Source organism: Niallia endozanthoxylica, assembly GCF_008710145.1.
GTDB lineage: Bacteria > Bacillota > Bacilli > Bacillales > Cytobacillaceae > Bacillus_BD > Bacillus_BD endozanthoxylica.
On the sequence record NZ_VYKL01000019.1, the window covers coordinates 49,925 to 71,414 of the forward strand.

At 36.2% G+C, this 21,490-nt stretch carries 20 protein-coding genes; 15 read left to right on the plus strand and 5 right to left on the minus strand.

What is annotated here, in order from left to right; genetic code table 11:
• Positions 1-65: 65 nt before the first annotated feature.
• The 8 genes from acnA (at position 66) to F4V44_RS13070 (ending at position 7,904) form a co-directional block, all read left to right on the plus strand.
• On the plus strand, positions 66-2,771 hold the full coding sequence (gene acnA, locus F4V44_RS13035) for an aconitate hydratase AcnA (protein ID WP_150440460.1): 2,706 nt from the start codon (positions 66-68) through the stop codon (positions 2,769-2,771).
• Between the two features lie 131 nt (positions 2,772-2,902).
• Entirely contained in the window at positions 2,903-3,412 is a 510-nt protein-coding gene (locus F4V44_RS13040) for a peroxiredoxin family protein (protein WP_150440461.1), read from the plus strand.
• Between the two features lie 263 nt (positions 3,413-3,675).
• Complete coding sequence (locus F4V44_RS13045; protein WP_150440462.1) at positions 3,676-3,807, plus strand: FbpB family small basic protein; 132 nt, start codon at positions 3,676-3,678, stop codon at positions 3,805-3,807.
• A 142-nt stretch (positions 3,808-3,949) separates the two neighbouring features.
• Positions 3,950-4,093, plus strand: coding sequence for an acid-soluble spore protein N (locus F4V44_RS13050; RefSeq protein WP_150440463.1), 144 nt, complete (start codon positions 3,950-3,952; stop codon positions 4,091-4,093).
• 269 nt (positions 4,094-4,362) lie between these two features.
• Complete coding sequence (gene tlp, locus F4V44_RS13055; RefSeq protein ID WP_150440464.1) at positions 4,363-4,584, plus strand: small acid-soluble spore protein Tlp; 222 nt, start codon at positions 4,363-4,365, stop codon at positions 4,582-4,584.
• Positions 4,585-4,763: 179 nt separating this feature from the next.
• Positions 4,764-7,118: an AAA family ATPase gene (locus tag F4V44_RS13060; protein ID WP_223881885.1), complete on the plus strand. Its 2,355-nt coding sequence runs from the start codon at positions 4,764-4,766 to the stop codon at positions 7,116-7,118.
• A gap of 35 nt (positions 7,119-7,153) precedes the next feature.
• Positions 7,154-7,573 carry an acyl-CoA thioesterase gene (locus F4V44_RS13065; RefSeq protein ID WP_150440465.1) on the plus strand — a complete coding sequence of 140 codons (420 nt, stop codon included), beginning with the start codon at positions 7,154-7,156 and terminating at the stop codon, positions 7,571-7,573.
• A 37-nt stretch (positions 7,574-7,610) separates the two neighbouring features.
• Positions 7,611-7,904 carry a hypothetical protein gene (locus F4V44_RS13070; protein ID WP_150440466.1) on the plus strand — a complete coding sequence of 98 codons (294 nt, stop codon included), beginning with the start codon at positions 7,611-7,613 and terminating at the stop codon, positions 7,902-7,904.
• Positions 7,905-7,956: 52 nt separating this feature from the next.
• Here F4V44_RS13070 and F4V44_RS13075 read toward each other — a convergent pair whose 3' ends face one another.
• The 4 genes from F4V44_RS13075 to plsY form a co-directional block, all read right to left on the minus strand.
• Positions 7,957-8,259, minus strand: a complete 303-nt coding sequence (locus F4V44_RS13075) for a HesB/YadR/YfhF family protein (RefSeq protein WP_150440467.1) — start codon at positions 8,257-8,259, stop codon at positions 7,957-7,959.
• Positions 8,260-8,989: 730 nt separating this feature from the next.
• Positions 8,990-9,169 carry a hypothetical protein gene (locus tag F4V44_RS13080; protein ID WP_150440468.1) on the minus strand — a complete coding sequence of 60 codons (180 nt, stop codon included), beginning with the start codon at positions 9,167-9,169 and terminating at the stop codon, positions 8,990-8,992.
• Between the two features lie 167 nt (positions 9,170-9,336).
• Positions 9,337-10,083 carry a sensor histidine kinase gene (locus F4V44_RS13085; protein ID WP_150440469.1) on the minus strand — a complete coding sequence of 249 codons (747 nt, stop codon included), beginning with the start codon at positions 10,081-10,083 and terminating at the stop codon, positions 9,337-9,339.
• A gap of 270 nt (positions 10,084-10,353) precedes the next feature.
• Entirely contained in the window at positions 10,354-10,941 is a 588-nt protein-coding gene (gene plsY, locus F4V44_RS13090; RefSeq protein ID WP_150440470.1) for a glycerol-3-phosphate 1-O-acyltransferase PlsY, read from the minus strand.
• A 254-nt stretch (positions 10,942-11,195) separates the two neighbouring features.
• On the opposite strand from plsY, the gene F4V44_RS13095 reads away from it, so the two are divergent.
• The 5 genes from F4V44_RS13095 (at position 11,196) to F4V44_RS13115 (ending at position 19,297) form a co-directional block, all read left to right on the plus strand.
• Positions 11,196-12,914, plus strand: coding sequence for a glycosyl hydrolase family 18 protein (locus F4V44_RS13095; RefSeq protein ID WP_150440471.1), 1,719 nt, complete (start codon positions 11,196-11,198; stop codon positions 12,912-12,914).
• 144 nt (positions 12,915-13,058) lie between these two features.
• On the plus strand, positions 13,059-13,472 hold the full coding sequence (locus tag F4V44_RS13100) for a CoA-binding protein (protein ID WP_150440472.1): 414 nt from the start codon (positions 13,059-13,061) through the stop codon (positions 13,470-13,472).
• Positions 13,473-13,953: 481 nt separating this feature from the next.
• Entirely contained in the window at positions 13,954-15,933 is a 1,980-nt protein-coding gene (gene parE / locus F4V44_RS13105; protein WP_150440473.1) for a DNA topoisomerase IV subunit B, read from the plus strand.
• Positions 15,930-18,377, plus strand: coding sequence for a DNA topoisomerase IV subunit A (parC, locus tag F4V44_RS13110; RefSeq protein WP_150440474.1), 2,448 nt, complete (start codon positions 15,930-15,932; stop codon positions 18,375-18,377). The genes parE and parC overlap by 4 nt, the downstream gene beginning before the upstream one ends.
• Before the next feature lie 116 nt (positions 18,378-18,493).
• Entirely contained in the window at positions 18,494-19,297 is an 804-nt protein-coding gene (locus F4V44_RS13115) for a hypothetical protein (protein ID WP_150440475.1), read from the plus strand.
• Between the two features lie 106 nt (positions 19,298-19,403).
• Here F4V44_RS13115 and F4V44_RS27370 read toward each other — a convergent pair whose 3' ends face one another.
• Positions 19,404-20,246 (minus strand): hypothetical protein, encoded by an 843-nt coding sequence (locus F4V44_RS27370; RefSeq protein WP_191090670.1) that lies wholly within the window; start codon positions 20,244-20,246, stop codon positions 19,404-19,406.
• Between the two features lie 271 nt (positions 20,247-20,517).
• Here F4V44_RS27370 and F4V44_RS13125 point away from each other — a divergent pair, with 271 nt between their 5' ends.
• Positions 20,518-20,727 carry a DUF1540 domain-containing protein gene (locus F4V44_RS13125; RefSeq protein ID WP_150440476.1) on the plus strand — a complete coding sequence of 70 codons (210 nt, stop codon included), beginning with the start codon at positions 20,518-20,520 and terminating at the stop codon, positions 20,725-20,727.
• A gap of 222 nt (positions 20,728-20,949) precedes the next feature.
• Positions 20,950-21,474 carry a hypothetical protein gene (locus F4V44_RS13130; protein WP_150440477.1) on the plus strand — a complete coding sequence of 175 codons (525 nt, stop codon included), beginning with the start codon at positions 20,950-20,952 and terminating at the stop codon, positions 21,472-21,474.
• Positions 21,475-21,490: the final 16 nt, after the last annotated feature.

Consider the following 21,490-nt stretch of genomic DNA (forward strand, 5'->3'; position numbering starts at 1 on the left):
GACAAATATGCGAAAATTGTTTATGATAATAACGAACATGATTTTAAAAGAGGGGGAAATACATAATGTCAACTAATGATGTTTTTCAGTCCCGTAAGTCATTTGAATTAGACGGGAAGCGTTATAATTATTATGATTTAGCCGCGTTAGAACAAGCTGGAATAGGTAATGTATCTAAGTTGCCTTATTCTATTAAAGTATTATTAGAATCTGTCCTTCGCCAGTATGATGGACGTGTGATCACAAAAGAGCATGTTGAGAATTTAGCTAAATGGGGAACGGATGAAGTTAAAGAAATTGATGTTCCATTTAAACCTTCACGTGTAATCCTTCAAGACTTTACAGGTGTACCTGCTGTTGTTGACCTTGCATCACTTCGTAAGGCTATGGCAGATTTAGGCGGCGACCCAGATAAAATCAATCCGCTTAAACCAGTTGATCTTGTTATCGACCACTCTGTACAAGTAGATAAATACGGAACTCAAGAAGCTTTAGGACTTAACATGGAGTTAGAATTTGAACGTAATACAGAGCGTTACCAATTCCTAAGTTGGGCTCAAAAAGCATTCAATAACTATCGTGCGGTTCCGCCGGCAACTGGTATTGTACACCAAGTTAACTTAGAATATCTTGCTAACGTTGTACACGCAGTTGAAAATGAAGACGGAGAATTTGAAGCATTCCCTGATACACTAGTAGGTACGGATTCTCATACTACTATGATTAATGGTATCGGTGTACTTGGATGGGGTGTAGGTGGTATTGAAGCAGAAGCAGGAATGCTTGGCCAGCCTTCATACTTCCCAGTTCCTGAAGTAGTAGGGGTTAAGCTAGTTGGAGAACTTCCAGACGGCGCAACTGCTACTGACCTTGCTTTAAAAGTAACACAAGTTCTACGTAGCCATGGTGTTGTAGGAAAATTCGTAGAGTTCTTCGGACCTGGTGTACCTGCATTACCACTTGCAGACCGTGCTACAATTGCTAACATGGCGCCTGAATATGGTGCAACTTGCGGATTCTTCCCAGTTGATGGTGAATCTTTAGAGTACATGCGCTTATCTGGACGTTCAGAAGAGCAAATTAACATTGTTGAAACATACTGCAAAGAAAACGGATTATTCTTTGATCCAGCTTTAGAGCCAGTATATACAAACGTTGTTGAAATTAACTTAGCTGAAATCGAAGCAAATCTTTCTGGTCCTAAGCGTCCACAAGATTTAATTCCACTTTCACAAATGAAGAAAGAATTTAACAAAGCCATTACTGCTCCTCAAGGAAACCAAGGTTTCGGATTTAATGAGGATGAGATTAACAAAGAAGCAGTTGTTAATTTTGCTAACGGCGATCAAGTAACAATGAAAACAGGAGCAATCGCAATTGCCGCTATCACAAGCTGTACAAATACATCAAATCCATATGTATTAGTAGGTGCAGGATTAGTAGCAAAGAAAGCGGTTGAACTTGGTCTAGAAGTGCCTAAATTTGTAAAAACTTCATTAGCACCAGGATCAAAAGTTGTTACTGGATATTTACGTGATTCAGGTTTACTTCCATATTTAGAAAAGCTTGGCTTTAACACAGTTGGATATGGCTGTACAACATGTATCGGTAACTCAGGTCCGTTATTAGATGAAATTGAAAAAGCAGTTGCAGACAGCGATTTACTTGTTACATCTGTTCTTTCTGGTAATCGTAACTTTGAAGGCCGTATCCATCCGCTTGTAAAAGCTAACTACTTGGCTTCACCGCCGCTTGTTGTTGCTTATGCATTAGCAGGTACTGTTGATATCGATCTTCAAAATGAATCACTAGGTAAAGATAAAGATGGAAACGATGTATTCTTCAAGGATATTTGGCCAACAACTGCTGAAATCAATGAAGTGGTTAAACAAACAGTTACACCGGAATTATTCCGTGCTGAGTATGCGAACGTATTTGGTGATAATGCTCTATGGAACAAAATCCAAACAAGCAATGATGCACTTTATACATTTGATGATAAATCAACTTATATCCAAAACCCACCGTTCTTTGAAGGCTTAAAGCCTGATCCAGACGAAGTAAAACCATTAGGTGGTTTACGCGTTGTTGGTAAGTTCGGCGATTCTGTAACGACTGACCATATTTCTCCAGCAGGTGCGATTGGAATTAACACACCAGCAGGTAAATATTTACGTGAAAACGGTGTAGAGCCACGTGATTTCAACTCTTATGGTTCTCGTCGTGGTAACCATGAAGTAATGATGCGCGGTACGTTTGCTAATATCCGTATTCGCAACCAAATCGCTCCTGGTACAGAAGGTGGATTCACAACTTACTGGCCAACTGGTGAAGTAACATCTATTTATGATGCTTGCATGAAGTATAAAGAAGATGGAACAGGTCTAGTTGTTCTTGCTGGTAAAGATTATGGAATGGGATCTTCTCGTGACTGGGCAGCAAAAGGTACAAACTTACTTGGAATCAAGACAGTTATTGCTGAAAGCTATGAGCGTATTCACCGTTCTAACCTTGTTCTTATGGGAGTTCTTCCATTACAATTCAAGGATGGAGAAAGTGCTGAAACTCTTGGTTTAACTGGTAAAGAAGTAATCGATGTTCAAATCGATGAAAATGTTCGTCCACGCGACTTACTGAAAGTAACAGCTACTGATGAAGCAGGCAACAAGAAAGAATTCGAAGTACTTGTTCGTTTTGATTCAGAAGTAGAAATTGATTACTACCGTCACGGCGGAATTCTGCAAATGGTTCTTCGTGAAAAATTAAAATAAGAATCTTTTGAAACACCATACAAGTTTATTGTATGGTGTTTTATTTGATATAGAGAAATAATAATTTCATAATTCTACTATTTTAGGTTACAATATACATAATAATGGCTGGAAAACAAGGGGGATTTTTCATGGTTAAAAAGGTTGCTGTAGCTGTTCTATTGCTTGCAATGATGACCGTTGCGATTGTGCAGGCAATGGAACAAGAAGAAAAGCCGGACAACCTTCCAGGGTTAAAAATCGGTGGTAAGGCACCAGATTTTGAATTGAAGAATTTAGCTGGAGAAACGGTCAAACTATCTGATTTTCAAGGAAAAAAAGTACTGTTAAACTTCTGGGCGACATGGTGCCCGCCTTGTAAAGAAGAAATGCCGGATATGGAAAAGTTTTATCAATCTGCTGGAGAAGATGTGGTCATCCTTGCTGTCAATATAGATCCTCAATACAATGTTAGTAAATTTATATCAGAAATGGGACTAACCTTCCCCATATTATTAGATGAGAAGGATGAAGTGAATTCGCTGTATCAGGTATTAACGATACCGACCACTTATTTCATTGATGAAGAAGGGATTATTCGACATAAATATATTTCAGCTATGACAGAAGAAATTATGAAGCAATATGTGGAAGATATGTAAGTGAAAAAACACTGGTTGAAAATAATCAGTGTTTTTTTGATGACTATTAATAAAATTTTTGAAAAATGGGTTTTTTAATAAAATAAATTTTCAGAAAATAATGTATTTTATATAAAACTTTCCGACAAAATATGCTATAATAAAACCAAGCGAAAAATGTCGAAATCGCTCGTAAAAAGAGTAATTTTCGAAAATTTGTAATAATTAATTCGATTATTGGTCATAATAATCATTATAATAGTAAATAAGGAGTGTGGAACATAATGAGAAAACCAAAAAAACGTTCTTTTTCAGAACTAGTTAATGAAAATAAACTACAATTATTACGTGATCAGGCAGCAATTGAGAAAATTGAAGAAAGATTAGAAAAGAGACATTTAAGCAAGGCTGAATAGAGTGTGAACAAACACAGCTAACAGTCATTACCATTTATGAAACCAGTCTTAGAGGAGATACTTTATCATGAGGAGTAACAGCAGCAATTGAAGCGGCTGGTAATAGCATTCTCATGAAAGATTAGCTCGAGGAGGGATTCTAATGGGTAACCCAAAAAAAGACAGCAAACATCATGTACCAGAAACATTAGGTACGCAGCCACGTGGTTTTGGGGGTAATAAAGGAAAGAAAATGCAGGATACGTCTGGACAGCATGCCCAAGTAATTCAAACCAAGGGTGAATAATAAAAATAAGAGAGAAATGCCTAATGGCATTTCTCTCTTATTTATGTTTACATAATATATTTATGAACAACAAAATTTTGTTCGTCTTTTTTGATTATTTTTTTGTGAAGGTGACAAACTAACTCTGTACTTTTAAACTTCAGAATGAAGTTTAGTCTCCGGCGGATGCCACGGTTTTTTTAATGGAAATTTATCGAGCGAGCTCGATAATAATCCGGGCGCAAATTCGACGGAGCGAATTTGATTATTAAAAATATGGAGGAATTGAAATGACGTACAATAACAAACCAAATCCAGATGATCGCAGTGATAACGTAGAGAAGCTTCAGGAAATGATTGTCAATACTATTGATAATATGCAAAAGGCTGAAGAAACGATGCAAAATGTAAGTGGTGAAGACCGAGCGCACATTGAAGCAAAAAATGAACGTCGCCGGGAAAGTATTGATGCTATGCGATCAGAAATAAAAGACGAGAATTCTGCTCGATAAAAGAAGAATTTACTATCCTTAATATTTCCTATATCCCATTGAAGAAGAGAGTTCTCTTCAATGGGACCACCCATTTCTCCTCTCAACTAAACCTCTAATGTCTATTCCTTTGAATAAATATGGTAGAATAAAAAAGAAATTATTCATCAAATAATTAAGTTGAAAAAGAAGTGATATGAATGGAAAGACTGATGCGACAAGACAGAGAGCAATTTTTAATGAAGGTTCAAAATTGGGAAAATGAACTTCATGAGAGAGGTTCTGTAGAAAATGAAGGAGACATATTAAGAACCCTTCAACATATGGATGTGAAAGAAGATGATAATCATCTAGTGGCTTCACAGCTATTGACCATATTAGCTTTATCTGCATTGTCTAAAGGAAAGAAAAGTTCTGTTGTACTAACCTGGATGGAAAAAGCGAAAGAGTTGAATCCGGCAAATACGAGAGTGAATGAGTATTTAGCTACTTTTGAATGGAAAAAAAACACTCATTTACTTGATATATTAACCTTTCCACCAATAAGGGAAACGGATAACCGTCAGGCAAAAAAACAAACAATAGAGATATATAAAGCCGTTTGCGGGCAATTTTTAACAATGGCTGAAGATACTATTGAGAAAATTTCTTATTATATTCAATCAGCAACATACATAACGAACGCAGATATACTTGTCCTCTATGAAAAAATGAAAAACCTCTTGGAAGAAACGACTGAGGAAAGTGCTTCTCTACTAAAAGCAACAAGTGAATATGAAAATTCGTTGGTGGGGGCATTTCATACAGCCGTTCATCTTGAAGAAATGAAGCTGCATCTTGCAGCCATTGAGGCATTAAAAAAACAATGGTCTGCTTTGTTTGCTGATGAATTAGAACGCGAAGAAGCAGAGGAAGCAGTCAGTTCTTTAGAAGAATTAAACCATATGATAGGTCTTGAGGCTGTTAAAAGGAAACTAAACGATTTTTACCAGTTTTTTAAATACCAAAAAATCCGTAAAGAGAAGGGGTTTCAAACAAAAGATGAAGTAAGTTTGAATATGATTTTAACAGGAAATCCGGGTACTGGAAAGACAACACTTGCTCGATTAATTGCCAAAATCTATCATGAACTTCATGTGCTGCCTCGGAAAGAAGTGGTGGAGGTAGACCGTTCTCAATTAGTAGGTTCGTATGTGGGACAAACAGAGGAAAATGTACGACAGGCGGTTGAAAGGGCTCTTGGCGGGGTTCTATTCATTGACGAAGCTTATAATTTAAAGCGGGAAGGACAATCTGGGAATGATTACGGACAAACAGCAATTGATACACTTGTTTCGTTAATGACCGGGAATGAATATGGTGGAAAATTTGCTGTCATACTTGCCGGGTACCCGGATGAAATGAGACCATTTCTTGATGCGAATCCAGGATTGCGCAGCCGTTTCCCAATGTCTAATCATATCTCTTTACCTGATTATACCAATGAAGAGTTAATCATAATTGGTGAAATGATAGCATCTGATAATGATTATATTCTTACGGATGAAGCAAAAATAGCTCTTGAGGAACGAATCGAAAAAGAGCGGGTTGATGATTCATTTGGGAATGCTCGAACGGTTCGTCATTTAATTCTTGATGCTATTTTTCAAAAAGGTGCCCATCAGTCTGTTGAAGAGAAGGATGATATTCTGCAATTTTCATTATTAGATAAGCAGGATTTTATTCAGTACGAACCAGAATCAAGAGATAACCCAGAGGAAAAGTTATCTGGCTTAGTTGGATTAGAAAATGTTAAAGAAGAAGTTCGTTCGATTATCTCGTTTGTGAAAATGCAGAAAATGAGGCGTGATCATGGATTGCCTGTCGTACCCATCCAGCTTCATTCTGTTTTTACCGGTAACCCAGGGACAGGAAAAACAACAGTTGCCAAAATCTATGCTGAATTACTAAAAGAATGCGGTTTATTAAAAAGAGGTCATTTAATTGTCACAAGCCGTGCAGATTTTGTTGCAGGCTATGTGGGACAAACCGCAATAAAAACAAAACGAAAAATCAAAGATGCACTTGGCGGTGTATTGTTTATTGATGAAGCCTACTCTCTTTTGGGACAATCAAGCGGTGATTTTGGTAAAGAAGTGATTGATACATTAGTGGATGAAATGACGAAGCATAATGAAAACCTTGTCGTTGTGCTGGCTGGTTATCCAAATGAAATAAATCTCTTATTAGAAAGCAATCCAGGTTTACAATCACGATTTAAAAAGTTTCTGCATTTTGAGGATTATACAAATGAAGAAATACTGCAAATCATGAAATTATATGGGAAGCAATTTGATTTCTACCTTACAGAAGAAGCAGAGCAATTCATCCTTTCGGAACTAAAGGAGCAGCAAATCGAGGGGAATGGACGATTTGCTGCAAATTTAATGGATGAGTCCATTCAAGCTCAGGCTCGTCGTTTAATGGGTTCATCTTCCTTTCCGAAGGTTGAGGAAGCTGTTGTGATTATGAAGGAAGATGTGCAAGCAGCATTTGGTAAGATAAGAAAAGAATAAATAAAATAAAAAAGTTATGAAAGGGAGAGAAATAAATGTTTATTTCAACAAAAGAAATTCAACTTCTATATGCGGATACAGATATGATGGGTGTTATTTACCATGCGAATTATTTAAAATGGTTTGAGCTTGGAAGGACCCAGTTAATTGAGGACATTGGATTTAGCTATGTATCTATGGAAGAGGCAGGTTATTATGCACCTGTCTATGATGTTAATTGTACATATAAGAAAGCCATTCGATATGGAGAGAAGGCATTTGTTCATACATGGGTTGAAGCAGTAGACCGATTAAAAACGGTTTACGGTTACTCGATAGTGAATGGTAATGATGAAGTATGTGCGGAAGGGAGTACGACTCATATTGTGGTAAGAAAGGATGATTTCAAACCGGTTCAATTTAAGAAGGCTTTTCCTGAATGGTATCAAAAATATGAAGAGATTAAGAAGAAGTAGTTAGGCAGGGTAAAACGAAGTCAAGGAGGGTTGGGAAATGGCTTTTGGCATTACACGACAGGAACTGCTTGAATGGAAACAAAAAGTTGATAAGGGTGAAATAGCTTTTCTTACTCATTATTGGCTCGATAGCCGTTTCCCAGAGAGTAAAACAGTCACAAAAGTAGGCTGTAAAGATATAGAAAAGCTAGTTGCTTGGGGAAAGCGGTATGGGCTGAAAAAAGAATGGATTGATAAAAGAAAAGACGGTTATCCGCATTTTGATTTATTAGGACAAAAGCAAAAAGAAATCCTTGAAAAAGAGGGATTAACGAATGATCTTTGGCCCTAGTTCTTATATTGTATTCAACACATGCTTCAATTTACTAAAAAAGCAGACGAACTTACTCGTCTGCTTTTTTAGTAAATTGGAATTCAGGCTCTCTTAATGTCAAATTAAAACCAATGTGCAAGTCATGCTCATCAAAATACCATAAATCTTTTTCTTCAATATAAAAAGTAATTCCGTTTAGAGTCGTTTTTATTCCAATTTGATCAGGTTCTTCTGTTGAGATTCCCAATGAGAAGCCTTTTTGAATTTGACTGGATCCACCGTAGCGGGCATAAAATCGAACAAAACTGCCGTCTTTCAAGTTCATTTCATCCACATACCATTCTAATGCTTCCGTACTTACTGTTAAGTTCATGCAAACCCATCCTTCGCTGTTTTATTATACTGTATAGCTTGTATACCATTATCATTTAACAATCTTAATGAAATCATTACTAATCGTATAATAGATTTTCTGCATTGTACACTATATGTACGTGAAAGTTTATCTATTGATTATTTGTAAAAAGTATGAAAAACACTAACGAAAGTCGTTTCAGTCGAAAACCCACTAGTGCTGCTAAAAAAATAAGGATAAAATAAAGATTAGTAAGAAACAGTCGAGTGAATGGCACAGCAATGGGGAAGATCACTTCAATCTACTATTCTAAACCACATGTTACTGTAGGATTAAAGGTTATAAGCCCCAAAGGAACGGTATTTATTCTGCAAAATAAATACGTACTAAGCAAAAGGAGATGTTGGTATATTGTTTAAGGTTACAGCAGCTGCTATGACAATATTGGATCAGGCTATAAAAAAGGAACAAAAAGATGAATTTGAAAAGCTGTATGTCCGTCTTTCAATGGGCATTGGCTGAGGAGGCCCCGAACTTAAGCTGTCTCTGGAAGAGCGGCCTATTTCCGGTGATCAAGTGTATACATTTGATCTTGTTGATATATTAATTCATGAGAAAGATTTTGCTTATTTTGATTACACTAAGCTGGATTATATAAAAGATGTATTAGGCAATGGGAAATTTCAATTACTTAAAATATAGTAAGGAAATCAATCTTTCATTATTAGCTGTTTTATTCACAAGGCTGTTATTGTTCCATATTTTCAAAAAAAGTAATGAGTTCATCAAAGTTATGAATAACCGTTTCCGGTACAATATGTTCTTCATCATTTTCAGAGCAAGTAAATAATTCTAATAAAAATTCATCTTGATTCTCTGATGTGCCAATGGATGTATAGTAAATATAATGTTTATCCTCATTTTTCATGTGGAGAACCTCCCATATGTTTATTATATTTTTATTGTATATCATTTACTTTTTGAAATTTATTAGTAAATATGGACATTTTTTAACAACAGTATTTTCATAACCATTAAATGAACAAAATTTGAACAAAAAAGAGAGTGTTTATTAGACACTCTCTTTAACGAAGTTTAGTGATTTTCATTGTGTAAAGGCAATGCGACGGTAATTTTACTGCCTTTATTTTGATCGGTTACGATGGAAATAGTACCTTTATAATAATCGATAATGTCTTTGCAGACTGAAAGGCCAATCCCTGTCCCATTTGTTTTTGTTGTATAAAAGGGTGTAAAAAGTTGATTGATTGTATCACTCGACATTCCGCAGCCATTATCAATGATATGAATAAAGACTTGTTGCTCATTTTTTTCTGTGCGTATAGTAATAAAACCAGTGTGAGTACAATTTTCTTCTATTGCCTCAATGGCATTTTTAATAAGGTTTATGAGAACCTGTTTTAATGCGTTTTTATCAATAGAAATCTGAATATCTTCTTCTGAAAAATCGGTCAACAGTTCAATGTTTTTAACTTTAGATTCACTTTCAAATAACCTTACAATATTTATTAGAATTTCATTTATTGAAAGTAATTCCTTGTTACATTGGTTGCGTTTTATGTCGTTCAAAAAGTGATTAATAATGTCATTTACTCTTTCAATCTCATTCAGCGCAATATCAGCATACTCGCCTCTGCCCATATCTTGTAAAGTAGGTTTAAGTAGTTCAAGAAACCCTTGAATCGTTGTTAGGGGGTTGCGAATTTCATGGGCTAATTCTGCCGCATGCTTTCTAATGTCAAATAACTGCTCTTTAGCGAAGTTTGTCTCACCGATTTCAATTGTCAAAGATTCACTTTGGAATTCATTCGTCCTTATCATTGTTCAATCGCATCCCTTTTTAAAGAATTAATCATTTGTAAAAACCGATTAATAAACAGTATGACGAATACTGACAATTTATGAGTAAAATTTGAAGAATAATGTCAAAATAAGTCAATAATATTGTTTTTCTATATGATACTAAATGATTGCAATGTTATTAAATAGATAAAATGAAGTATTTTCGAATTAAATCCCATTTACTTCTAGGGTAAAATAACTAATTTTTCAAAAAAAGCAAGCACGATGTGTGCCTGCTTCGATTGCTTCCTATCCAAGCCACTTTACTTTTGGTTCTGTTTTGTCTATGATTCGTTTAATATTCGCTCTATGTCTATAAATGACAAATAGAGTAAGTATAGCGACAACGATAATGAGCAGAATATCTTGACTAATGATTGAGTAAATCAACGCTACAAGGCCCCCAAACATAGAGGATAGGGAAACATACTTTGTTATGTATAAGCAAATGAAGAAGCCCGCAATCATAATGATAAACATGAATGGTGCATACCAAAGTAAGACGCCTGCTGATGTAGCTACAGCTTTTCCACCCCGAAAGCCTGCAAATATTGGATAAGTATGCCCTAGTACTGCAAATATCCCAGCAATTAAATAATGCATATCAGACTGAAAAAAAAGTGGCAAAGAAGCAGCCAGTGTTCCTTTTAAAATATCAGCAATTGTTACGGTAAGGCCTGCTTTTACACCTAGGACACGAAAGGTATTTGTGCCACCTAAATTTCCGCTCCCATGCTGCCGGATATCAACTCCAAAAAACTTCTTTCCAATAATTAAGCCTGACGGAATGGACCCAATTAAATAAGCAAGAATAACAATGATTCCGTAGTCTAACATTCAAACTCTCCTTCTTTTCCAATGAATCAAAAATAACTGCTCAAAGTTCCTATATATTTTACCATGTTCTAACTAAAAGATTCCATTTACCAAATTATTTTATTTTTTATAAAGTACAAGCAATAGTTAAGAGGGAGCAAGGCTTTATTAAATTTATATGATTGTAGAAAAGTATTTAAACAATAATTAAATGAGGAAATTTCTTTTCAAGCAGATGACATTTCGTTAGGATATGGTTGAGGAGGAACAGTAAAATGTCAAACATTGTTTATAAAAGAAGAAAAAACGTGAGAATAAGTTTTATGCTGGGTATAGTAGGTATGCTTCTGTTGGTTATTTCTAGCAGTCTATTCTTTTTGTACCCTTTTGCTTCAAATGAAACAGTTAACTATTTTCACGGCGAAAACCCCATTTTATTTCATGGCCAACAGGAAGGGAATGTTTTACTTGAGGGAGAGACTGTCTATGTCCCGTTTAGCTTTATGAAGGAAAAAATAGATGAATATATAATGTATGACGAAAAGTCTTCTTCAATCATTCTAACGACAAATAGTAAAGTAATCCAATTACCAAAGGACTCTCAAGTTTACTATATTAACCAAGAGCCTGTCCAAGTGCCTTTATCTGTTTTAAAGGAAAGTAATGGAGAACTGTATTTAGCCTTAACTCCGTTGCTTGAAATCTATGAAATTCAATACACTATTTTACCAGAAACAAAGGCAATTGAAATTGTGAGAAATGGACAAAAAGTGGTAGAAGGTTTGATTAAGGCTGCGGATGTCCATGAAGAAAAACTGCGGTTAAGATTAGAGCCTAATCAGCAGTCTCCCTTTACAGAAGGGGTAATTGATAAAGAGAAAATTAAGATAGAAAATGAAAAAGATGATTATTATCTTATCCGCAAGGAAAACGGTATTGCCGGCTATATTCGTAAAAAGTATGTAGAAAAGGAGCAAACGATAACAATTGAAATTAAGCACGATACCTCAGAACCTGTCACACCTATGTTTGAGGGCCCCATTCACTTAACCTGGGAAGCAGTTTATACAAAGAATCCTAATCCTGCAATGATCCCAGAGATGCCAGGAGTAAATGTTGTTTCACCAACATGGTTTGAGTTAAGTGGGACGGATGGATCGGTAAATAACCTAGGGTCCCAAGAATACGTTAACTGGGCACATAATAAAGGATATCAAGTTTGGGCCTTATTTTCTAATGCTTTTGACCCGAATCTTACACATGAAACTCTTCAACATTATGAATCTCGTCAAAATATCATTAGGCAGCTGCTTCAATACAGTAAAATGTATCAGTTGGATGGAATCAATATTGATATCGAAAATGTACGTGAAGAAGACGGGCCGTTTGTTACACAATTTGTACGAGAGGCCGCACCTTATTTTCATCAAGCTGGCTTAGTGGTATCTATGGACATTACATTTATTACGACTGGTAATTGGTCTGCTTTTTACGAACGTGAGAAACTGGCCCAATCCGTTGATTATTTAATTGTTATGGCCTACGATGAGCACTGGGGATCCTCTCAAACAGCGGGAAGTGTGGCAAGTTTGCCATGGGTGGAAGAAAATTTACAAAGATTATTGGACGTAGTACCGAATGAAAAATTAATTCTTGGCGTTCCGTTATATACAAGACTATGGGAAGAAAAACCATCAGGTGAAATGTCATCAAAGGCGTTGTCGATGACAGAGGTTAAGGAATGGTTGACGATAAACGGTGTAACACCTAGCTATGATGAACAAAGCGGACAAAACTATGCAGAAGCAGTGGATCCTGTTACTCATTCTATCTATCGAATTTGGCTGGAAGATGAACTATCTTTAAACAAGCGTGTTGATCTTGTCTCAAAGTACAAATTAAAGGGAATCGCCAGCTGGTCAAGATCGTTTGCAGATGAAACAGCATGGCTGTCTCTGTCAATAGAGACGAAACCTATTGCGCAAAATGAATAGATTCGTGAAAGGGGGATTCATTAGGTGAATTCCCCTATTTACTGCATATGATTATTGATTATTACTCTAATATGATACACTTAAAGAAGATTGGGAAATAATGTTATGGTCAACATACTATTTAAAAATTTGGAGGGAATAAAAATGACAATTGAAAATCCAACAAGGGATGAAATCCGAGAAATTTTGAAAAAAGCAAAGCGCATTGCAGTAGTGGGTTTGAGTGACAACCCTGAGCGTACTTCCTATATGGTTTCTAAAGCGATGCAGGATGCTGGATATGAAATCATTCCAGTAAATCCAAAAGGAGTTGAAATCCTAGGGGTTCAAGCTGTTAAAAGCTTAAAAGAGATTGAGGGACATATTGATATTGTTAATGTATTTCGTCGTTCAGAGCATTTACCTGAAGTGGCAAAAGAATTTGTTGAAATTGATGCTGATATTTTCTGGGCTCAGCAGGGGCTTGAAAATGAAGAGGCCTATCAGTTTCTAAAAGAAAAAGGCTATACGGTTATCATGGATCGTTGTATAAAAGTGGAACATGCTATGACCAAATAAATAACATGATGAACAAGCGTATACCGATATTATTTTTGGTATATGCTTTTTATTTTAAGATTCCTCTGAAGCCCTTACTTTCATATCCTCCAATGGATGATTGGCGGTATTTTTCCTCTGCGTCTTAAAATCTAATTTGCCAAATTAAAATAAATCGATACAATAATACGTAGACTCTCGTTTCGGATATGTTATGATAATAAAAGGAACATTTGTTCTTTATGTTATTATTAAATGATACGATTTAGGAGATTTTATGGAATAATTATGTTTTTTTTTACATCAAATGGTATATGTAAAAAGTAATATTGTAGAATGACTAATAAAATGGAATAATCTTTCTTTGTGATGAAGAGGAGAATCCGAATAAAAAGAGAATACCAATTAGAACAAATGTAGACAACAGATCAAAAAACGTATAAAAGGAATCTTAATATAACACGTTAATCGATCTTTGAATTGACATGAAAGGGGAATGTTCGTGGCAAGAAATCAAACGGCATTTGACTATAATGATGATGCCATACAAGTCTTAGAAGGGCTTGAGGCAGTCCGTAAGCGCCCAGGGATGTATATTGGCAGTACGGATTCAAGAGGGCTTCATCATCTCGTATATGAAATTGTAGATAATTCAGTAGATGAAGTATTAGCCGGCTACGGTGATCATATTATTGTCAAAATACACAAAGATAATTCAATCAGTGTCCAGGATAAAGGACGAGGAATGCCGACTGGTATGCATAAAATTGGCAAGCCTACGCCTGAAGTTATCTTAACTATTCTTCATGCAGGCGGTAAGTTTGGACAGGGCGGTTATAAGACGAGCGGCGGTTTACATGGTGTAGGTGCATCTGTTGTAAATGCTTTATCAGAATGGCTTATTGTGAAAATAAAACGTGATGGTGTGGTTTATGAACAGCGATTTGAGAATGGTGGGAAGCCTGTCACAACTTTAGAGAAAGTTGGGAAAACCAATCAAACGGGTACTACTATACACTTCAAACCAGATGCATCGATTTTTTCAACCACAACCTATAATTACGAAACACTCTGCGAACGTCTTCGTGAATCAGCTTTTCTGTTAAAAGGTGTAAAAATAGAAGTAATTGATGAGCGCAATGATTTTCATGAAGTATTTCATTATGAAAATGGATTAGAAGCATTTGTGCAATATTTAAATGAAGAAAAGGATGTACTGCATCCAGTTATTGGTTTTGAAGGTGTCCAAAATGGAATGGAAGTTGATTTTGCTTTTCAATTTAACGATGGGTACTCTGAAAATGTATTGTCATTTGTTAATAATGTTCGGACAAAAGATGGAGGAACACATGAAGTTGGTTTAAGAACAGCTTTAACGCGTTCTGTAAATGACTATGCACGGAAAGCAGGTCTACTTAAAGAGAAAGATAAGAATTTGGATGGTTCCGATATAAGAGAAGGCTTTTCAGCTATTATTTCCGTTCGTATACCGGAAGAGTTGCTTCAATTTGAAGGTCAGACGAAAGGGAAGCTTGGAACCAGTGAAGCTCGTTCGGCAGTAGATGCCGTTATTTCCGAGAACCTGACTTATTTTCTCGAAGAAAACCCTGATATTAGTACATTGTTAGTGAGAAAATCAATTAAGGCATTTCAAGCTCGCGAAGCAGCCCGTAAAGCCCGTGAAGAAGCAAGAAGCGGAAAGAAGCGAAAACGCTCCGAAGCACTGCTATCTGGTAAATTGACTCCTGCCCAATCTAGAAATCCGCAGAAAAATGAGTTGTATTTAGTTGAGGGAGATTCTGCAGGAGGCTCAGCAAAACAGGGTCGTGACCGTCGTTTTCAGGCTGTACTGCCATTACGAGGCAAGGTCATTAACACTGAAAAAGCGAAACTGTCCGATATCTTTAAGAATGAAGAAATTAATACCATTATTCATACAATTGGTGCCGGTGTGGGTGCAGATTTTCAAGTTGAAGATGTAAACTACGATAAAATCATTATTATGACGGATGCCGATACCGACGGTGCCCATATTCAGGTTCTGCTGTTAACTTTCTTTTACCGTTATATGAAGCCTTTAATTGAGGCAGGTAAAGTATATATTGCATTACCGCCGCTCTATAAAGTCAGCAAGGGTACTGGAAAGAAAGAAGTGATTGAATATGCCTGGAGTGATGATGACCTTCAAGATACCATCAAAAAGGTTGGAAAAGGATATATACTTCAGCGCTATAAAGGACTTGGGGAAATGAATGCTGATCAGCTGTGGGATACAACGATGAATCCAGAAACAAGAACATTAATAAGAGTTAGAATAGACGATTTAGCTCGTGCGGAACGCCGGGTGACCACGCTAATGGGGGATAAGGTTGAACCGCGGCGTAAATGGATCGAATCGAATGTTGCCTTTGGCTTGGAAGAAGACGGAAGCATCCTTGAAAATGAGAACATCTCAGTCTTAGAGGAGGTTGATCCTTCATGAGTTCAGTAGAAAAATTTCGAGATCTTCCTTTAGAAGAAGTGATTGGCGACCGATTTGGCCGATACAGTAAATATATTATTCAAGATCGTGCTCTTCCTGATGCACGGGATGGATTAAAGCCTGTTCAGAGGCGTATTCTTTATGCGATGCATGTAGAAGGAAACACGCATGAAAAGAACTTCCGTAAATCAGCCAAAACAGTTGGTAATGTTATAGGTAACTATCACCCGCATGGTGATTCTTCTGTATATGACGCAATGGTTCGTATGAGCCAGGATTGGAAGGTGCGAAATGTACTGATTGAAATGCATGGAAATAATGGGAGTATTGATGGTGATCCGCCCGCTGCCATGCGTTATACAGAAGCGAGACTGTCAGCTATTTCAACTGAGCTTTTGCGTGACATTGATAAAAGAACAGTTGATTTAGTACCAAACTTTGATGACACATCAAATGAACCTACCGTATTGCCAGCAGCGTTTCCAAATCTGCTTGTCAATGGTTCTACAGGTATTTCTGCCGGTTATGCGACAGAAATACCTCCTCATCATCTAGGTGAAGTCATTGATGCAGTTATATACCGTATGGATAAGCCAACTTGTTCAGTAGATGAGTTAATGGAATTTGTAAAAGGTCCGGATTTCCCAACAGGTGGAATTATTCAAGGTGTTGATGGCATTAAAAAGGCCTATGAAACGGGAAAAGGTAAAGTCATTGTCCGTGGAAAAACAGAGTTTGAAACCATTCGCGGCGGAAAACAACAGATTGTGATTACTGAGATTCCTTATGAAGGAAACAAAGCCAATTTAGTTAAAAGAATTGATGAGTTTCGCCTAGATCGTAAGGTTGAGGGAATTGCAGAGGTGCGCGATGAAACGGATCGGACAGGTCTTCGAATTGTTATTGAATTGAAAAAAGAAGCGGACGCGGAGGGTGTCTTAAATTATCTATTTAAAAATAGTGATTTACAGATTACTTATCATTTCAATATGGTTGCCATTCATAATAAACGCCCAAAGTTAATGGGTCTTAGAGAATTGCTAGATGCATATATTGAACACCGAAAAGAGGTTGTTACAAGACGATCTGAATATGATTTATTAAAAGCAAAAGATCGATCACATATCGTAGAAGGTTTAATGAAGGCTCTATCTATTCTAGATGAGGTGATTGCTACTATCCGGGCCTCAAAGGATAAGCGTGATGCAAAGAATAACTTGATGGCAAAATATCAATTTAGTGAACCTCAGGCTGAAGCAATTGTTTCTTTACAACTCTATCGTTTAACAAATACGGATATTACCGCATTAAGAGAAGAAGCTGCAGAATTAGCTAAGCAAATTGAGGAGTTAACAGCTATATTAAGCAACGAGAAGAAGCTTTTATCCGTCATTAAGAAGGAATTAAGAGATGTTCAAAAACGATTTATCGATACAAGAAGAACGAAAATCGAAGCGGAAATTGAAGAAATTAAAATCAATCTCGAAGTGCTCATTGCTAGCGAGGATGTCATCGTAACCGTTACAAAGGACGGCTATGTGAAACGTACAAGCCAGCGGTCTTATGCTGCGTCAAATGGACAAGATTTTGGTATGAAGGATTCAGACAGGCTAATCGCTCAGCTTGATATGAATACAACCGATGTTTTATTACTTTTTACAAACAAGGGAAATTACTTATTCTGTCCCGTTCATGAGCTTCCTGATATTCGTTGGAAAGATGTTGGCCAGCATATTGCTAATATTATTCCAATTGAGCGGGATGAATCTATTATTACAGCGATTCCGGTAAAGGATTTTGAAACAGAAGACTATCTATTATTTGTCACGAAAAATGGAATGATTAAGAAAACGGAATTAAAACAATACCATGCCCAGCGCCGTTCTAAGTCTTTAGTCGCCATCAATTTAAAAGGAGACGATGAACTTGTTGATGTGCATGTAACAGACGGTACGAGAGAGGTTTTCTTAACAACTTATTATGGTTATGCTCTTTGGTTTAAAGAAGAGGAAGTAAGCCCAATTGGTGTCCGTGCAGCGGGTGTAAAGGGAATCAATTTAAAAGATGGTGACTATGTCACTGGCGGTAAAATGAAAGATAGCGAAGAACAGCCGGCAGTAATCATTGCAACTCAGCGTGGGGCCATTAAAAAAATGAAATTGAGCGAGTTTGAAATAGCTTCACGAGCAAAACGCGGCGTGGTTATTTTAAGAGAACTGAAGAACAATCCACATTATGTCATTGGATTTGTGTTTGCAAACGAGCAAGACACTATTTTGATTGAAACGGAAAAAGGGATTATCGAGCAAACAAATACGTCTACTATTCGTTTCAATGATCGTTATTCAAATGGATCCTTCTTGTTTGACGAGGAGCAAAACGGAAAGGCAAAAACGATTTGGAAGCTTGAGCAAAAGGAAGAAAGAGCATCTGCAGAACAATAAAATGTATGGATAGGTTAGTAAGAGACCTCCTGTAGAAATACAGGAGGTCTCTTACATTTTTTTACCAAATTTGGACACAATAGCTAGTAGAATTCACCACGAAGGAGGAACAATCGATGAAAAAAGAATTTGGGTTGGTTTTACTAGCATTGTTTTTCTTGTCGTTAAATGCTATAACAGGTGCTTATGCAGTAGAGGGGGATAAGAATTCAGTACCCGTTGAAACCAATATTGTTGATAAACCCATTGTTTTACTGAAAGAAGAGATGGATGTTTCCGGTGATGGCAAGCTAGATACCATTGTAATTAAAGGAGTTCAATATGAAGATGGCAGCTCCTTTTTAAAGGGGATTTTTCTTGAAATCAAAGGTTCGAATGGTCAAACTTACACAACAGAATTGGATAGCGGCTTTGATCCAGATTTAAAGTTTGTTGATCTTAACCATGATGGGATACAAGAGATGTATATAACTATTCCAACTGGAGGCAGTGGTGGAATAGCCAATCACTTTTTATATACTTTGAAGGATTTTACTTTAACGGATATAGGTATTCCTGATCCACTCATGATTTCCAGCGAATTTCAGGATGGCTATAAAGCGGCTATGACCATTGATAATACGAATCAAACGTACAATTTTAATTTAATGAACAGGAAAAAAAATTATAATAAATTAGGATTATATATTAATGGAAAATTAAATGAGCCTAGAGAGCTGATGGTTGATTCATATAGCTCGTTAAAGCCCGTCATTGTAAAGGACGAATTATATGGATTGAAAGGGGTTCAACAAATAAGCGGGGCCTATCATGCAGATGGAATAGCATTTGTGGAATCAAAATGGATTTACGAAAACGGAAAATGGACTTTAATGGAAACAAAAGTGATTGAGAGAAGTAAGAAGGCGAAGAAGAAGTAATTCCATGTAGTAACTAGAAGAAATATCTTTTTAATCAAGATATTTCTTCTAGTCAGACTGTAGATAAACTCGATGAAAATCAAGTTTTCCTACAGTCTCTACTCCTTTAATTTAATTCTTCTGCGATTTTATCGTCTATTTTCCATTGTCCTGTACCAATATCTTTCCAGAACATGAATTGAAGAGTCTTTCTTTCCTGCCTATTATCACTTTTGTAAACGGTTGCTTTCACATTTATTTGCTGGGAGATAATATCATCTTTGCCTTCATCCACAGATAGAGTTTTCTCATCAAAACGAATCACTGTAATCCGTTGTAACTTTTCTTGCAGTGTTTTTTGTTTTTTTCCTTTTTTAACTATCATCTTTATGATTTTATGATCTCCTTGATTGACAGCTGCTTCAAAAACATTAATTAGCTGTGAGGGACTTATTGCTTTCAAATAAGCATCCAGCCTTCCGCCTGCTCGCAAAATCATTAATTTATGCGACAAGTCTTCATGTCTTGAACCATGTGTGGTACTACCAAGAAAATGCACACAGAAATGGCCGGGAAATCCATTTTTTAAAGCTCCTGCTCCATGAGGCATGCCATGCATAGATGCAGCCAGCAATTGATCATTGGTGCCAACAAGTATAGCTCTTCGTTTCCAACTCCATTTGCCATTGTATATTTTTTTCATTATCTTTGTATCCTTATATGTCAAGGGCTGAACATCTGCATGCTTACTTCCTGCACGTCTTTGAACAGTAAATTGTAAGCCTGTTTCGACATCTGTAATGGTGAAAATCGATCGATTAGGAATGATATGATTCACCATGGTCCAAGGTAAAATTTCTACGTTAAAACTAGTAGGAGTATCAGGATCCTCTAATGTTATCGCATGACTATAAACTGAATTCATAATAAATAACGTTGTGATGACAAAAAGTAAGAACATTTTTTTCATAGTTAAATCGTTCCTTTATTTTTAATCGTGGCAGTCACTTTCTAATGATTATTGAAGTAGATAGCTATGTATCAGGATTGTCCCTAATAAAACACTTTCGTATTTTTTGTTGAACCGAATGATTCATACGTTAAAATATTTGGCATTACATATGCAAACAGAACTGGACATTTCTGATAATCATATTGTTATAAAAGCCGGACAAAATAATTATCTAGCGTCTAATGCAAGTTCAATACTGCTTCAATCATCTAGGAAATGGGGGATATGAATGCCAAATGTAGAAGTAGGATGCTCCGTAGTAAATTGTGTATTTCATGCAGCAGGAAATGTGTGTGGTGCAGATAAGATAAGAATAGACATGGATCACAACTCAAATTATAATTCAGAATTCTCTAATGAACTTGGTTTTGCTGAGGTTAAAGAAGAAGCAAACCAATCAACTGATACATGCTGCAAAACCTTTAAACCAAAAAAATAGATAGTACCTTAATGAGTGTCAGGCACTTCTTATGGACAATTTAAATTCATTTGTCCTTTTGCGGTGCCTGACACTCATTTTTCTGCAAGGAATGATGTGAGTAGGTGGGGAAAGTAATGTTCACAATCATTTCATTATTTTGGAATAAAGATAAAGGAAAATAGCCCTTCTAAATCGAAGTAATATTATGTACTTCATTTTTTAAAAAGGAGGGAAAATGAAATGGGGATATTTCATAGGTTTACAAAAAAGGATAAAGAAAATAATAAAGACGGAAAGAAGGAGAATGTAAATAAGAAACAGAAAAAAAATGAATTGAAAATGAAGCAGGTGGATCATTACTTTGGATATTTATTAACTATTTACAATGAATTCGCTGATAAATATGCTGAAAATGAAGATTTTAAAGAAGGTTTGAACCCCCACTCAAAAGAATATATAAAAAACCTTGAACATGGTATCCAATTAACAAAGAAGGCATATGACAAAATAAATGCCATCCCATATGTATACGATATTCCGAAAACCACACAACAATACATGAAATCCTCGAAAGAACAGTTCCTCATGAATTTAGAAAATTATATAAAGCGTGATGAAGTTATTAAAAAGGCTATTGCAGAGGCTGCCGAAACTGGAAATAAGATTGAAATCTTCGATGAATTTACTATCCCATTTACAGTAAAAGCTCAATTTCATATGGAAACAGCAACAACTTATATGGATCAAGCACGTGAGTCTATATAACTAATGGAAGGATATT

What these genes read in the sequence shown, in the direction of transcription:
- tlp (WP_150440464.1), top strand. Translation starts at nt 4,363, where the DNA reads ATGACGTACAATAACAAACCAAATCCAGATGATCGCAGTGATAACGTA.
- F4V44_RS13075 (WP_150440467.1), bottom strand. Translation starts at nt 8,259, where the DNA reads ATGAACTTAACAGTAAGTACGGAAGCATTAGAATGGTATGTGGATGAA.
- F4V44_RS13065 (WP_150440465.1), top strand. Translation starts at nt 7,154, where the DNA reads ATGTTTATTTCAACAAAAGAAATTCAACTTCTATATGCGGATACAGAT.
- acnA (WP_150440460.1), top strand. Translation starts at nt 66, where the DNA reads ATGTCAACTAATGATGTTTTTCAGTCCCGTAAGTCATTTGAATTAGAC.
- F4V44_RS13040 (WP_150440461.1), top strand. Translation starts at nt 2,903, where the DNA reads ATGGTTAAAAAGGTTGCTGTAGCTGTTCTATTGCTTGCAATGATGACC.
- F4V44_RS13125 (WP_150440476.1), top strand. Translation starts at nt 20,518, where the DNA reads ATGCCAAATGTAGAAGTAGGATGCTCCGTAGTAAATTGTGTATTTCAT.
- plsY (WP_150440470.1), bottom strand. Translation starts at nt 10,941, where the DNA reads ATGTTAGACTACGGAATCATTGTTATTCTTGCTTATTTAATTGGGTCC.
- parC (WP_150440474.1), top strand. Translation starts at nt 15,930, where the DNA reads ATGAGTTCAGTAGAAAAATTTCGAGATCTTCCTTTAGAAGAAGTGATT.
- F4V44_RS13080 (WP_150440468.1), bottom strand. Translation starts at nt 9,169, where the DNA reads ATGAAAAATGAGGATAAACATTATATTTACTATACATCCATTGGCACA.
- F4V44_RS13070 (WP_150440466.1), top strand. Translation starts at nt 7,611, where the DNA reads ATGGCTTTTGGCATTACACGACAGGAACTGCTTGAATGGAAACAAAAA.
- F4V44_RS13045 (WP_150440462.1), top strand. Translation starts at nt 3,676, where the DNA reads ATGAGAAAACCAAAAAAACGTTCTTTTTCAGAACTAGTTAATGAAAAT.
- F4V44_RS13050 (WP_150440463.1), top strand. Translation starts at nt 3,950, where the DNA reads ATGGGTAACCCAAAAAAAGACAGCAAACATCATGTACCAGAAACATTA.
- F4V44_RS13095 (WP_150440471.1), top strand. Translation starts at nt 11,196, where the DNA reads ATGTCAAACATTGTTTATAAAAGAAGAAAAAACGTGAGAATAAGTTTT.
- F4V44_RS13100 (WP_150440472.1), top strand. Translation starts at nt 13,059, where the DNA reads ATGACAATTGAAAATCCAACAAGGGATGAAATCCGAGAAATTTTGAAA.
- F4V44_RS13060 (WP_223881885.1), top strand. Translation starts at nt 4,764, where the DNA reads ATGGAAAGACTGATGCGACAAGACAGAGAGCAATTTTTAATGAAGGTT.
- F4V44_RS13085 (WP_150440469.1), bottom strand. Translation starts at nt 10,083, where the DNA reads ATGATAAGGACGAATGAATTCCAAAGTGAATCTTTGACAATTGAAATC.
- F4V44_RS13130 (WP_150440477.1), top strand. Translation starts at nt 20,950, where the DNA reads ATGGGGATATTTCATAGGTTTACAAAAAAGGATAAAGAAAATAATAAA.
- F4V44_RS27370 (WP_191090670.1), bottom strand. Translation starts at nt 20,246, where the DNA reads ATGAAAAAAATGTTCTTACTTTTTGTCATCACAACGTTATTTATTATG.
- F4V44_RS13115 (WP_150440475.1), top strand. Translation starts at nt 18,494, where the DNA reads ATGAAAAAAGAATTTGGGTTGGTTTTACTAGCATTGTTTTTCTTGTCG.